This window comes from Capnocytophaga sp. oral taxon 380 str. F0488 (assembly GCF_000318255.2).
Lineage (GTDB): Bacteria > Bacteroidota > Bacteroidia > Flavobacteriales > Flavobacteriaceae > Capnocytophaga > Capnocytophaga ochracea.
In genome coordinates, this window is the sequence record NZ_KB291210.1 from 83,803 (window position 1) to 97,054 (window position 13,252).

At 39.5% G+C, this 13,252-nt stretch carries 12 protein-coding genes; 6 read left to right on the forward strand and 6 right to left on the reverse strand.

What is annotated here, in order from left to right; genetic code table 11:
• Positions 1-2 precede the first annotated feature (2 nt).
• Positions 3-602: an antA/AntB antirepressor family protein gene (locus HMPREF9078_RS07600; protein WP_009420119.1), complete on the reverse strand. Its 600-nt coding sequence runs from the start codon at positions 600-602 to the stop codon at positions 3-5.
• 3 nt (positions 603-605) lie between these two features.
• Entirely contained in the window at positions 606-812 is a 207-nt protein-coding gene (locus HMPREF9078_RS07605; RefSeq protein WP_009420120.1) for a hypothetical protein, read from the reverse strand.
• Positions 813-875: 63 nt separating this feature from the next.
• Between HMPREF9078_RS07605 and HMPREF9078_RS07610 the strand changes: the two genes are divergently transcribed.
• Positions 876-1,601, forward strand: a complete 726-nt coding sequence (locus HMPREF9078_RS07610; protein ID WP_009420121.1) for a S24 family peptidase — start codon at positions 876-878, stop codon at positions 1,599-1,601.
• A 754-nt stretch (positions 1,602-2,355) separates the two neighbouring features.
• On the opposite strand, the gene HMPREF9078_RS07615 is transcribed toward HMPREF9078_RS07610, so the two are convergent.
• From HMPREF9078_RS07615 to HMPREF9078_RS07625, 3 genes are all read right to left on the reverse strand, one after another.
• Positions 2,356-2,733, reverse strand: coding sequence for a RidA family protein (locus tag HMPREF9078_RS07615; protein ID WP_009420123.1), 378 nt, complete (start codon positions 2,731-2,733; stop codon positions 2,356-2,358).
• A 21-nt stretch (positions 2,734-2,754) separates the two neighbouring features.
• The gene (locus tag HMPREF9078_RS07620; protein ID WP_009420124.1) at positions 2,755-4,464 is read right to left on the reverse strand and encodes a M23 family metallopeptidase; all 1,710 of its coding nucleotides are present in this window, start codon (positions 4,462-4,464) and stop codon (positions 2,755-2,757) included.
• A gap of 170 nt (positions 4,465-4,634) precedes the next feature.
• Positions 4,635-5,342: a metal-dependent hydrolase gene (locus tag HMPREF9078_RS07625; protein ID WP_009420125.1), complete on the reverse strand. Its 708-nt coding sequence runs from the start codon at positions 5,340-5,342 to the stop codon at positions 4,635-4,637.
• 159 nt (positions 5,343-5,501) lie between these two features.
• On the opposite strand from HMPREF9078_RS07625, the gene tsaD reads away from it, so the two are divergent.
• Both tsaD and HMPREF9078_RS07635 read left to right on the forward strand, forming a co-directional pair.
• Positions 5,502-6,518 carry a tRNA (adenosine(37)-N6)-threonylcarbamoyltransferase complex transferase subunit TsaD gene (gene tsaD / locus HMPREF9078_RS07630; RefSeq protein ID WP_009420126.1) on the forward strand — a complete coding sequence of 339 codons (1,017 nt, stop codon included), beginning with the start codon at positions 5,502-5,504 and terminating at the stop codon, positions 6,516-6,518.
• A 78-nt stretch (positions 6,519-6,596) separates the two neighbouring features.
• The gene (locus tag HMPREF9078_RS07635; RefSeq protein WP_009420127.1) at positions 6,597-7,379 is read left to right on the forward strand and encodes a class I SAM-dependent methyltransferase; all 783 of its coding nucleotides are present in this window, start codon (positions 6,597-6,599) and stop codon (positions 7,377-7,379) included.
• 92 nt (positions 7,380-7,471) lie between these two features.
• Here the strand turns inward: HMPREF9078_RS07635 and HMPREF9078_RS07640 are convergent, their stop codons facing one another.
• Positions 7,472-8,116 carry a hypothetical protein gene (locus HMPREF9078_RS07640; protein WP_009420128.1) on the reverse strand — a complete coding sequence of 215 codons (645 nt, stop codon included), beginning with the start codon at positions 8,114-8,116 and terminating at the stop codon, positions 7,472-7,474.
• 100 nt (positions 8,117-8,216) lie between these two features.
• Here HMPREF9078_RS07640 and HMPREF9078_RS07645 point away from each other — a divergent pair, with 100 nt between their 5' ends.
• The 3 genes from HMPREF9078_RS07645 to metE all read left to right on the forward strand — a co-directional run bounded on the left by HMPREF9078_RS07645 (position 8,217) and on the right by metE (position 13,132).
• A complete protein-coding gene (locus HMPREF9078_RS07645; protein ID WP_009420129.1) occupies positions 8,217-9,395 on the forward strand; it encodes an aminopeptidase C in 1,179 nt (392 codons plus the stop codon).
• Between the two features lie 88 nt (positions 9,396-9,483).
• Entirely contained in the window at positions 9,484-10,677 is a 1,194-nt protein-coding gene (gene sucC / locus HMPREF9078_RS07650) for an ADP-forming succinate--CoA ligase subunit beta (RefSeq protein ID WP_009420130.1), read from the forward strand.
• Positions 10,678-10,831: 154 nt separating this feature from the next.
• Positions 10,832-13,132, forward strand: a complete 2,301-nt coding sequence (metE, locus tag HMPREF9078_RS07655; protein ID WP_009420131.1) for a 5-methyltetrahydropteroyltriglutamate--homocysteine S-methyltransferase — start codon at positions 10,832-10,834, stop codon at positions 13,130-13,132.
• The last annotated feature ends 120 nt before the right edge of the window (positions 13,133-13,252 follow it).

The window sequence follows — 13,252 nt, forward strand, 5'->3', positions numbered from 1 at the left end:
TTTTATGCTTCAAAAAGTTTTAACTCTAATTGTACTACTTGTGGCAGTCCTTGGACCTTGGTAAGCTGTTGATAGCCGTTGCGCAGTTGCAAAAGGGCTTCGGCAAACTCTCTGTTGATGTACCACTTGCCTTCAGCAGTGCGGTAGAAGTGCTCAGGGTGCTTTTTGATACGGCGATGATACTGCCCACTGGTAACCGAGTATTGGTGTAATAGCAACCACTCTATATAGGGCAGAGCTTCCTTGCCGTAAACATTGAGTGAGGGAGGCATTTTGATGATAGACTGCTGGGCTATCTTTTCCATTTCAATGAAGTAGTTACGTATCTTCTTGCCTACTTCAGTTCGTTCTACCATTGCTATTTCCTTAGCCATATCTATTGTAAGGAAATACTCGGTGCGTGGTCTGTGGGATACCTTTTGCCCATTTTTGGGCAAAAGTTGATTTTCAGCAAAATAGTCTTTACCTTCGTCAAATCTATATTCCTCAACCCTACGAGGGAACCAGTTTGTAAACTTGGATTGAACTCTTAATCTTCTGTGGAGTTCGCGGGCATCTATTAACTGAATGCCGTTTTGTTCGATGATTGTGATGTCATTCATTGTTTAATCGTTTAAAAATTCTTTTACTTTCTTTTCAGAAGGGGCAATCATACTTTGATAGTCCTTTCTGATTTTGTCGGCTGAGAGGCTTGTACGCTCGCCACTTACACACTGGCGAATGTATCGCCCAGAGAAACCGTGTTTCTCAATCAATGCATTTATTACGCTTGCATTGTACTTGTTATACTTTTTTTTCTTACTTTTGTCCATTGTTACTTATTGTTCCAATTCTGGCGCAAAGATAGCAACTATTTTTTCTAATATGCAAATTTTATGGCAACTATTTTTTCTAATATTAAAGAGAGAGTCTTGTATATCTCTGAGAATAAGGGTATTGCAAGAGAAAAATTTTTTGATGATTTGGGTATTACATACGGAAATTTTAAAGGAAAAGCAAAGGAAAAAGCCCTTAGCTCCGATATTTTGGCAAAAATAGTTGCTAAATATCCCGATGTAAGTCCTGAGTGGTTGCTTACAGGAAGAGGAGAAATGCTGAAACCTGAGCACGAAAATCAATCACAAGAAGTTACTATTATTAAAGGTAACCGTAAAACCCGTGATGCTATCATAGATACACAAGAAATACCTTTCTACGATTTAGATGCTACGGCTGGGCTATCGTCTTTTTTAAAAGGAGACAAGAGGGTTAATATTATTGATACTATAAAGATACCTAACGCCCCGAGATGCGATGGTGCATTTGGTGTTATAGGTGATAGTATGCTCCCTTTGTTAAGGTCTGGGGACATTATTCTTTATAAGGAGTCTCCAATTAATTTAGATTACCTTCTATTTGGGGAAATGTATGTATTAGGCTATGATTTAGGAGATTGGGAAGAGGTGTTAGCTGTTAAGTATATACATAAAAGTAAAAAAGGAAAGAACTATATAAAATTGGTTAGTGAGAACCCCAATCACGCCGATAAAGATATTCCCTTTGCCTCTATCAAGGCTTTAGCGTTGGTGAAAGTAACTATTAGGTTTAATACTCCATATTAATATAGAGAAAAAAGCAGTTGTTAGAGGTGCAAAGTCATAGAAAGTACAGGAGAAACTATACCCTTTTTACATATTTTCAAAGTAAAACATTAATAATTAGTATTTTATATAAAAATAAGCTGTAAAAAGCACTACAATACACCCCCCTCTACTCAATAAAAATGCCCATTGGTTGCACAAAAAAGAGGGTATAACCTACTCCACTACCCTAAAAATAGCCAAAAAGTGTCCCCCTAACTGTCCCCCTAAGCGTCCCCCTAATACTAAAAAGAGGGTATTTTTAGGCTTGGGTGGGTGGGTACCTTTTAAAGGTGTTTAGAAGTCGGTGTATTGGTAGTTTAAGGACATAAAAAAACGCCCTAAATGGGCGTATTTGTTGGGGTTTTGGTAATTATAAGAGTATATATACCCACCAATGGTAGTTACTTCCAATTAAATGGTAGTTATTGGGCAATTACTCGGTAATTAAATGGTAATTAAAAGCGGTTTTTTGTACATTTCATTTTCCTGCCTTTTTCAGGCTTTTTTATTATAACTAACTGTTTTTTAATGTTTTTATAGCTTTTTTTGGTAGTAGGTATATGTACATTTCATATTACTGCCCATAATGGAGAAGAGACATAGTGCTATTAAAAATGCTACTAAACACTTAGATGTTATAAAAGTAGCAGAAATGGTTTAACTTGTAAATAATACCATAAAAAAAGCTGTATAGCGTTTCGCTATACAGCTTTTTTCTCTCTACACAGCATTACTACAATACAGCAATGCAAGAAATCTCTACTTCTACGGATTTAGGTAATTGTGCTACTTGTACGGTTTCGCGTGCAGGTGCTGTTGCCTCGTTGAAATAGCGTGCATATAAGCCATTTACTTGCGCAAATTGCCCCATATCGGCTAAGAAAATAGTGGTTTTTACTACATTCTCAAAAGTAGCTCCTGCTTCGGTAAGGATAGCTTTGAGGTTTTCCATTACTTGTTTGGTAGCGGCTTCTATGCCTTTCACTACTTCTCCTGTTGAAGGATTTACCGGTATTTGCCCTGATACGTAGAGTGTGTTGCCAGCTTTTACGGCTTGTGTGTAAGGACCAATGGGCGCTGGCGCTTTTTCTGTAAAAATGATATGTTTCATATAGCTATTAGTTATTAGTCGTTAATTGTTTGTCGTTAGTTTTGTGAAGTTGGCTTTCAGAGTTCCTACGTTACCTACTCTGTCTTTCGCGTTTACAATAAGCTCGTATCTATTGGTTTGAGTAGTATCAATATCACTGAAATGAAAGGTGAGGCATCGGTTTTTAGGTTCATATTCAAAGAGAATCCACTGTCCATTTAGGGTGGCAGAGCAAGATTCAAATCCCGTAAGATTATCGCTTACTAAAATCTTGAGAGTATTGCCTTTCACAATACCTCCGTTCCTAAAATTCACTGCTTTAAGAGTGGGGGGAATAGTATCCTTACGTAAATAAAACTTTCCTAAGTTACGCGATTTGGCTGTAAACACACCATCTTTATAGATCGTTGGTTCATAGCCCCCGTTTGAACGGGCTATAAATACCTTAGAAGTATCTTCATTGGCATAAGTATCACTTTTGATAGTTACAGTAAAGAACTTTTGAGCAGGAATGAAGGAACTACCTACGGTTAAAGTATCCTTAGTGCTAGTAATATTCATCAAATAGTCTTTATAAAAAGTATCTTCGGGAAAGTATACACTTCCGTATTCCATTTCGTAATAATTATCACGAGTAGCAATTACTTGCTTATTGCCTTTAGGTTCTGGTCGAACTGTTTTTAAAGGCTCTCGTTTGCCTTCAATAGGAATATTGATTTTAGTGGTATTCCCCTTAAAGTCTTCTGCAATAATAGATACGGTGTATTGTTTACCTTCTTCAATAGTAAGATAACCTTTATTAGGTTTTAAGGTAGGATATACTGATTCGAGTTTGTTGTTAGGCAATTTGTACAAAAGCTGTACAAACCCTTTGTGTTGTGCATATCGTTCGTAGTCTATAAGTGCATTAAGATAACGTGTTTCGTCATAGTTCACTTTATCAAAGACAGTTTCTAACTGGGTCTCTCCGTTGAGAAGTAAACTCACCTTGTAAATACCATTGCGGTGCATTGTTTCATCTTGACGGTCATAGCCCAAAATGCCAAAACCTATAGTGCCAATCGCATTAACTTTCTCGGTGAGGTAAGTGCCGTCTATCTGTTTATTTTTATTGAGCTGACGTGGTAACTGAGTGTTATCTATTTGTGCATCATCACTTAGTGAATAAGCATATACAAGCAATACATCAGGAGGAGTGGTGTCTTGTATTTCTTGAAAACCAAAAAGCAGAGGATTCCAACCGTTATTGTGAATATCGCGTACCTCAAAATGCAAGTGTGGCCCTCTACTTCCGCCTGTATTACCACTGAGAGCTATCCAATCGCCTTTTTTTACGACAAATTGTTTTTCGGGAAGAAGTATATCGATATCATAGCTTTGCTTTTCGTATTGTTTTTGCTTTACGTAAGCTTCTATTTCAGGGGCGTACTTTTGTAAATGCCCATAAGTAGTTACATAACCATTGGGGTGAGTAATAAACAACATTTTGCCATAACTGTAAGGACTTACTTTGATACGAGACACATAGCCATCTTCGGCAGCAAACACCTGCAGTCCTTCACGACTTTCGGTTTTCAGGTCGATGCCACCGTGAAAGTGGTTGGGACGCAATTCAGCAAAATTACCTGCGAGCAAAGGTTTGGTGTTGAGAGGCATTGCGACCTGGAAAGACTGAGCTTCTAAGGTAAGAGGTAAGAGATAAGAGGTAAAAAGTAAAAGATTGGATAATAAGCAGGCGATAAGTTTTTTCATTGTTTCCGTTTAAAATATTTTGCTTTTGTAAAAACGGCGCAAAAGTAAGAATAATTTGTCAATTAGCCAATTTGTAGATTACTAAATTAGCAAAATTTTGATATTTTAGGTATGAAAAAAAACTTTGCCAAAGTTCTATGGCTTTGGCAAAGTTCGTGTGATAAGATTTCTTAAAGCGTGCTGATGTTCAAATCTTCCAAATCAAGAGTAGCACCTATTTCTAAGAGGTGTAAGCGACGGTGGTCGTCTTTGAATTTGCGTTTAGCCGCTTCTTTATCAATTTTAATTACAGGGAAAGTGTCGTAATGCACACCTAACACATTGCCTACCTCTACGAAACGAGCCGCTGTAAGAGCATCGCGTACGCCCATTGTATAGTTGTTGCCGATAGGAAAAATAGCTAAATTCACCTTGTATTGGTGAGGAATAATTTTCATATCGTAATGCAAGGCGGTATCTCCTGAAATGTAGATAGTATTATCGTTGTAATCAATCAAGAAACCAGCAGGATTGCCTCCATAAGAGCCATCGGGGAAGGAAGATGAGTGTTCTGCCTTAATCATCTTTATTTTTACCTTGCCATCTACAAAGCGGTGAGAGCCTCCGAGGTTCATAGCGTGACCACTAAGCCCTAATTTTTCGTAATGAGCGAGAATTTCAGGATTGGTAATCAGTTGAGCGCCTGTACGTTTGGCAATAACTCCTACATCGGCAATATGGTCGCCGTGGGCGTGGGTAATGAGAATGTAATCCGCTTTGATAGAGTTTATATCAATGTGTGAAGCCAAAGGGTTTGGGCTAATAAAAGGGTCTACGAGAAAGTGAGTCCCATTGATGTCTATATTCACGCAAGCGTGACCTAAATAAGTTACTTTCATAGTGTTTTATTTATTTGTTGTTTAAGGCTACAAATGTAGAGATAAAAAAAGAATAAAGCAAATAATTTTCAGTTTTTATTTTAATGTCACTTCTACAACCAAGTACAATTTTTTAAATTAGCAAATAATCCTTACTTTTGCACTTTAAACTGAAAAAGAATGAAAAATACCTATATATTAGCTATAGAATCTTCTTGCGATGACACTTCTGCTTCAGTGCTTTGCAATGATAAAGTGCTTTCTAATGAGGTGGCAAATCAAGAGGTGCATAAACAATACGGCGGGGTAGTGCCTGAACTGGCTTCGCGTGCTCACTTGCAAAACATAGTGCCCGTAGTGGCTCAAGCACTCAAAAAAGCAGGGATAACCAAAGAAGAGCTCTCGGCTATTGCCTTTACCAGAGGGCCAGGCTTAATGGGGTCGTTGCTCGTGGGGACTTCATTTGCTAAGTCGATGGCAATGGGACTGAATATTCCACTCATTGAAGTGAACCATATGCAGGCACATATTTTGGCACATTTTATAGATGAAGGACAGCCCAAACCCGAATTTCCTTTTCTCGCAATGACCATCAGTGGGGGGCATACCCAAATTGTGAAGGTAAACAGCTTTTTTGATATGGAAGTATTAGGTGAAACCCTTGACGATGCAGTAGGGGAGGCGTTCGACAAAACCGCTAAAATATTAGGACTTCCTTACCCTGGGGGACCTCTCATAGATAAATACGCCCAAGAAGGCAATCCTAAAGCCTTTGCGTTCTCCAAACCTAAAATATCAGGTCTCAACTTCAGTTTTTCGGGACTTAAAACAGGTATTCTCTATTTTGTACAGAAAAACACTGAAGAAAATCCTAATTTCATAGCTGAACATTTAGACGACATCTGTGCCTCGGTACAACACACTATTGTGGAAATACTGATGAGCAAACTCAAAAAAGCTGTAAAAGAAACAGGTATCAAGCAAGTAGCTATTGGGGGAGGGGTATCGGCTAATTCGGGTATTCGCAATGCCCTCACAGCTTTAGGAAAGCAGTACGGTTGGCAAACCTTTGTACCTAAATTTCAGTATTGTACCGATAATGCAGCGATGATAGGCATCGTAGGTTATCACAAGTTTTTGGAAAGGAATTTTGTAGCACAAGAAGTAACTGCCCAAGCGCGACTTTCTTTTAATTAGCAGATTTGTTAATTTATTTTGAAACATTCAAAATAAATTCGTACTTTTGTCTCCTAAATTATAAAAACCATTGAAACGATGAAGACAGAAACATCATTAAATGAAAAACAAGGGCACTGGATTCTCGCCAAGCTCGGCAAGAAAGTGTTGCGCCCAGGAGGAAGAGTACTCAGCGAATGGTTAGTGAAAAACTTAGAGATTACCTCCAAAGATGATATTGTAGAGTTTGCCCCAGGCTTAGGATTCACGGCTAATATAGCCTGTTCTTACAAGCCTTTCAGCTATACGGGAGTAGATATGAATGAAGCAGCCACTGCTTTGGCTAAAAAGAATATTCACTATGAAAATGCGCGTGTGATTGTAGCTGATGCCGCAGCTTCTACACTTCCCGATGCTTTTGCTAATAAAGTGTATGGAGAGGCAATGCTCACTATGCAACCTCTTGAACACAAAAAAGCTATTATTGCGGAGGCTTTTAGGATACTCAAACCAGGAGGTTATTATGCTATTCACGAATTAGGCTTACAGCCAGACAATGTGAGCGACGAGGTGAAAAACGATGTTTTTAAAGAACTAAGTGCCAATATACGTGTACACGCACGCCCAATGACCCCCAGTGAGTGGAAAGCTCTTTTTGAAGAGCAAGGTTTTAAGGTGGTGAAAGAACAGCACAACGCAATGCTCTTACTTGAAAACAAGCGCGTATGGCAAGATGAAGGGATATTCTGCACGCTTAAATTCTTCTTCAATCTCTTTACCCATCCCGATTTGTGCAAACGCGTGATGAATATGAAGAAAACGTTTAGAAAACACCAAAAGAACTTAGACGCTATTGCAATTGTTGTTCAAAAACCCCTTTAAACGATTTTACAAAAAAGCTCATATCTTTATAGGAATCCTCCTATAAAAATATGAGCTAAAAAAAGTAACAAATAAAAATAATTTTCTTCGCTTTAATGGTCTTTTACAATTACGAGTTGTGCTTTCGAGCCTGTTGCTAAATCCCAACGGTTGCGTATAATGGTGTTGCCTTTGTCGTCCAGCACCATAAACTCGGCTGTATTAGGACCCGATTCGCCTTGGTTGAGTGCTAAAAACTCTACTTTGTTGAAACCTGGTTTCAATTCTACTTTAAAACCTCTGAACTCCCCAAGAAGAAAAATATCGCGAACTTCTTCTACTCCATTCACATATAAACTCACTCGATCGCCATCAATAGCTGCGAAGTCGCGACAATATACATTTACAAACTTTCCATTATTGGTGAAGTCGCCAAAGAATTGGTCGCCTTTTGGGGCTTCATAATCTTCCCGTTTATGGTCGTTGAGTACCTCATAATTAGGTTTGAACTCTATTTTACGCTGTACCAAATTACTCTTTCCCGTAAAATCAATGCTCTTTTCAGACATCTTCATCCAGGGATTATTCTCTTTTTTAGGAGCTACCCGCAGATTGATGGGACTCCCCTTGTACTCTATCTCAGGTGATTTTTCTAATGGAATGACTACCTTCTCATCTTTTTTACGTGTTTCAAAAGGTTGAGCTTGAGCTGCTAATCCCCCTAATAAAAGTAATATGTACAAGTATAAATGTTTCATATTGTTTGAGCATTTACTTTTTTATAGCGATAACTATGCCAAATTTGCTATTTTGCCAATTGTTTTATACTTTTGCGCTTCATTATAAAGTATTTTTTTTATGAAAAACATTACATTATTTGTAGCGCTGTGTGCTTCTTTTGTAGCAACAGCACAAGACGACCTAATCAGATCGGTAGCAGGAAATCAATCGGCTAATGCTGGATTTCAGTTTACTATCATTATTAACCTCGAACGCACCGACGTGAAAGACCAAGGTAGCAGTGGAACTTGCTGGAGCTATGCAGGGGCTTCGTTTATAGAAAGTGAGATGAAGCGTATGGGTAAAAAGCCTATTGACCTTGCTGAAATCTACACTGCTCGCAACTGCTATATCGAAAAAGCTAAACAATATGTGCGTATGCACGGCAATTTGGATTACGGACAAGGAGGTGAACTCCACGATGTAATCAATATGTACGCCAAATATGGTGCTGTACCTCAAAATGTTTATACAGGCTTGCACTATGGTACTACTCGCAATGATTTTGGTGAACTGCACGCTATCCTACAAGGCTTTTTAAAAGGAATGATAAGAAATGGTGAAAAGAAGAAAAAACTCACTCCTAAATGGCTACCTGCTTTCACAGCAACCATCGATGCCTATTTAGGTGCAGTGCCCGAAAGTTTTATGTACGAAGGTAAAAAGTACACTCCTCAGAGCTTTGCTAAAGAGCGCGTAGGTATCAATCCTGCCGACTATATAGAAATGGTATCGTATGCCGATCAGCCTCTCTACAAAAACGTATTTATGGCAGTACCCGATAACTGGAGCTTTGATTATGCTTACAATATTGCAATGACAGACCTCACTAAAACCATTGACAACGCTCTTAAAAAAGGTTATACTGTAGCGTGGGCAGCCGATGTGAGTGAGCGTTATTTCAGTTGGAAAAACGGAGTGGCTTTTGTGCCTGAAAAAGAAGTGAGTGAGATGAGTAATGAGGAAGCCTTGTATCTTTTTTCTAATCCTCCCACTGCCGAAAGAACTATCACCCCCGAGATGCGTCAACGTGATTTTGACAATTATCAAACTACTGATGACCACGCAATGCACATCGTAGGGCTTGCCAAAGACCAAAACGGACGTGAGTACTACATCGTGAAAAACTCTTGGGGATTGCGCAACGACTATGAGGGCTACTTATATGTAACTAAAGCCTTTGTAGAGTTTAAAACAACCGCCATTATGCTTCACAAGGGAGGAGTGCCGAAAGAGGTACTTTCAGGTAAGAGATAAGAAGTTAACACTAAAAATTGTTCATTATTTATTGCTAATTAATAAATTGTTTTGTATCTTTGCCAAATAGTTACCAAATCATTCTCGTATGAACTTACACGAATATCAAGGAAAGGAAATCCTTTCGAGTTTTGGGGTGCGCGTACAACGTGGCATTGTTGCTCACACCCCCACCGAAGCCATAGAGGCAGCCCAACAACTCACCGAGGCCACTAATACTCAGTGGTATGTGGTAAAAGCACAAGTACACGCCGGAGGGCGTGGAAAAGGCGGTGGCATTAAGTTAGCTAAAGGTTTAGACCAAGTAGAGCCCATAGCTTCTCAAATTATAGGTATGCAACTCGTTACCCCTCAAACGCCACCCTCAGGGAAAAAAGTACATCAAGTGTTCATCGCCGAAGATGTATATTACCCTGGAGAAAGCGAACCCAAAGAGTTCTATATGTCGGTACTATTGAACCGTGCCAAAGGTAAAAATATGATTATGTATTCTACCGAAGGCGGAATGGATATCGAGGCAGTTGCCGAAAAAACACCGCACCTTATCTTCACCGAAGAAATCGACCCTGCCGTAGGGCTCTTGCCTTTCCAAGCTCGCCAGATTGCTTTCAACTTAGGAGTTACTGGTGACGCTCAAAAAGAAATGGTGAAGTTCGTAACAGCACTCTACAATGCTTATGTGTCTTCTGATGCTAGCTTGTTTGAAATCAACCCTGTTCTAAAAACTTCTGACAATAAGATAATGGCGGTAGATGCCAAAGTAACTCTTGATGACAATGCGCTTTTCCGTCATCCTGAGTATGCGGCTTATCGCGATACACGAGAGGAAAACCCAGTAGAAGTAGAAGCTAAAGCCGTTGGGCTCAACTATGTTGCTCTCGATGGTAACGTGGGCTGTATGGTAAATGGTGCAGGCTTGGCAATGGCTACGATGGACTTGATTAAACAAGCGGGTGGTTCACCTGCTAACTTCCTTGATGTAGGAGGTACCGCCGATGCCAAACGCGTAGAAGCTGCTTTCCGTATTATCCTCAAAGACCCTAATGTAAAGGCTATCCTTATCAATATCTTTGGTGGTATTGTGCGTTGCGACCGTGTAGCACAAGGGGTAGTAGATGCCTACCAAAATATGGGCGACGCTATCAAAGTGCCTATTATCGTGCGCTTGCAGGGTACGAATGCCGAGCTTGCTAAAGAAATATTAGACAATTCAGGCTTAGCCGTTCCCTCAGCAATCCTCTTCCAAGAAGCCGCCGATAAAGTAAAAGAAGTATTACAATAAACAACAGATAATTTTTTTAGCTTTTCTGTTTTGAAGTTTATTTTTAGGAAAATATTCTAAATTCATATCGGTACACAAATTTTATTATTAAAAATTTGTGTACCGATATTATTTTTCATATCTTTGCGCCCAATTAAAATTTCAATAAAAATATATGAAATCAAACGTATTAGGTTATCCTCGTATCGGTGAAAAACGAGAACTTAAAAAAGCCAATGAGTCGTTCTGGGCTGGTAAAATATCAGAAGAAGAACTCCTTGCTGTGGCTGAAAATATTCGTGTTCATAACTGGACACTACAAAGAGAAGCAGGGGTAGACTTGATCCCTTCTAACGACTTTTCTTTCTATGACCAAATGCTTGACTTTTCGTTTACAGTAAGTGCTATTCCAGAGCGTTTTACACCAATTAAACATTTGCGTGATTTAGAACGTTATTACGCTTTGGCACGTGGCTATCAAAAAAATGGTATCGATATTACCGCTATGGAGATGACCAAATGGTTTGATACCAACTATCACTATATCGTACCCGAGTTTACCAAAGACCAATCTTTCAAAATTCTTGTAAACAAACCTTTGCAAGAATATAACTTGGCTAAAAAACACGGTTTTGACACTAAACCAGTGCTTATCGGTTTGGTAACTTATTTGCTTCTCGGTAAAGAAAAAGAACAAGGTTTCCACCGTTTAGACTTGGCTGAACGTTTGTTGCCCGTGTATGTACAAATCGTACAAAGTTTAGTAGATGCAGGTGCTAAAACTATTCAAATAGACGAGCCTTACTTAGTTCTCGACCTTCCTGAAGGTGCTGCCGATGTATACAAAAAAGTATATACCGAACTAAGAAGCAAATTCCCTACTACCGAATTTATCCTCACTACTTACTTCGGCGCACTCGATAACAATACCGAATTGGCTGTGTCATTGCCTTTCAATGTATTGCACATCGATTTAGTGCGCGCAGCGGCTCAGCTTGACAAAGTACTCAAAGCTCTTCCTGCTGATAAAAAACTATCGCTTGGAGTAGTGGACGGACGCAATATTTGGAAAAACAACTTCGAACACTCATTAGCATTGATTGAGAAAGCTAAAGAAGCTATCGGTGCTGATCGCCTATTGATAGCTACTTCTTGCTCATTATTGCACTCTCCTTGCAACCTCGAACTCGAAAACAACGAGAAAGTGCTTACCCCTGAAATCAAACAATGGTTAGCTTTTGCTAAACAAAAAGTAAAAGAAGTAACTACTTTGCAAGCTCTTGCTACAGGTCACATAACTCCTGAGGTAAAAGCCGTTTTTGAAGAAAACAAAAAAGCAGCTGAAACACGTAAAACTTCACCGCTTATCCACGACAACAAAGTGAAAGAGCGCGTGAACAATATCACAGCCAAAGACGATGTGCGCCACAGTCCGTTCAACGAGCGTAAAGTAGCACAACACAAAGCGTTAAACTTACCTCTTTTCCCTACAACTACTATTGGGTCATTCCCTCAAACCGATGAGGTACGCAGCTGGCGTGCTCGCTTCAAAAAAGGAGAACTCACTCAAGCCGAATACGACAAGTTATTGGAAAAAGAAATTGAAGAGTCTATCCGTTTTCAAGAAGATACCAATATCGATGTACTCGTACACGGCGAATTTGAGCGTAACGATATGGTGGAATACTTTGGCGAATTGCTCAAAGGTTATACCTTTACCAAATTCGGTTGGGTACAAAGTTACGGCTCACGTTGCGTAAAACCACCTATTATCTTTGGTGATATTTCACGCCCTGAACCAATGACTGTACGCTGGAGCAAATACGCACAATCGCTTACCAAATTGCCAGTGAAAGGTATGCTTACAGGACCTGTAACTATCTTGCAATGGTCGTTTGTACGCGATGACCAACCTCGTTCTGAAACTTGTTTGCAGATAGCTTTAGCAATCCGCGATGAAGTAGTAGACCTCGAAAAAGCTGGCATCAAAGTTATTCAAATTGACGAACCAGCTATCCGTGAAGGATTGCCATTGCGCAAGAGCGAGTGGAAAGCCTACTTCGATTGGGCAATCAAAGCGTTCCGCATTTCAGCTTCAGGTGTGAAAGACGAAACCCAAATCCACACCCATATGTGCTATTCTGAGTTCAACGATATGATTGAAGCTATCGCTGATATGGACGCCGATGTGATTACCATAGAGTGTTCACGCTCACAAATGGAACTCCTCGATGTATTTGGCGACTTCAAATATCCTAACGAAATAGGACCTGGGGTATACGATATTCACTCACCACGCGTACCTTCACAAGAAGAAATGACCAACTTGATGAAGAAAGCCATTTCGGTAGTGCCAAAAGAGCAATTGTGGGTAAACCCTGACTGCGGACTCAAAACGCGTCACTGGCCAGAAACCAAAGCAGCTCTTCACGCAATGGTGGATACCGCCAAAGAACTTCGCAATCTTTACAAATAAGATACAAGAGGTAGTATATAACAAAAGCAATGTGCAAAATAATGCACATTGCTTTTTTGTTGCTTCACATACTTTGGCAAAGTTTCAAACTAAGGTTGTAAGGAACATTTTTAACTATCT

What these genes read in the sequence shown, in the direction of transcription:
- HMPREF9078_RS07600 (WP_009420119.1), bottom strand. Translation starts at nt 602, where the DNA reads ATGAATGACATCACAATCATCGAACAAAACGGCATTCAGTTAATAGAT.
- HMPREF9078_RS07605 (WP_009420120.1), bottom strand. Translation starts at nt 812, where the DNA reads ATGGACAAAAGTAAGAAAAAAAAGTATAACAAGTACAATGCAAGCGTA.
- HMPREF9078_RS07610 (WP_009420121.1), top strand. Translation starts at nt 876, where the DNA reads ATGGCAACTATTTTTTCTAATATTAAAGAGAGAGTCTTGTATATCTCT.
- HMPREF9078_RS07615 (WP_009420123.1), bottom strand. Translation starts at nt 2,733, where the DNA reads ATGAAACATATCATTTTTACAGAAAAAGCGCCAGCGCCCATTGGTCCT.
- HMPREF9078_RS07620 (WP_009420124.1), bottom strand. Translation starts at nt 4,464, where the DNA reads ATGAAAAAACTTATCGCCTGCTTATTATCCAATCTTTTACTTTTTACC.
- HMPREF9078_RS07625 (WP_009420125.1), bottom strand. Translation starts at nt 5,342, where the DNA reads ATGAAAGTAACTTATTTAGGTCACGCTTGCGTGAATATAGACATCAAT.
- tsaD (WP_009420126.1), top strand. Translation starts at nt 5,502, where the DNA reads ATGAAAAATACCTATATATTAGCTATAGAATCTTCTTGCGATGACACT.
- HMPREF9078_RS07635 (WP_009420127.1), top strand. Translation starts at nt 6,597, where the DNA reads ATGAAGACAGAAACATCATTAAATGAAAAACAAGGGCACTGGATTCTC.
- HMPREF9078_RS07640 (WP_009420128.1), bottom strand. Translation starts at nt 8,116, where the DNA reads ATGAAACATTTATACTTGTACATATTACTTTTATTAGGGGGATTAGCA.
- HMPREF9078_RS07645 (WP_009420129.1), top strand. Translation starts at nt 8,217, where the DNA reads ATGAAAAACATTACATTATTTGTAGCGCTGTGTGCTTCTTTTGTAGCA.
- sucC (WP_009420130.1), top strand. Translation starts at nt 9,484, where the DNA reads ATGAACTTACACGAATATCAAGGAAAGGAAATCCTTTCGAGTTTTGGG.
- metE (WP_009420131.1), top strand. Translation starts at nt 10,832, where the DNA reads ATGAAATCAAACGTATTAGGTTATCCTCGTATCGGTGAAAAACGAGAA.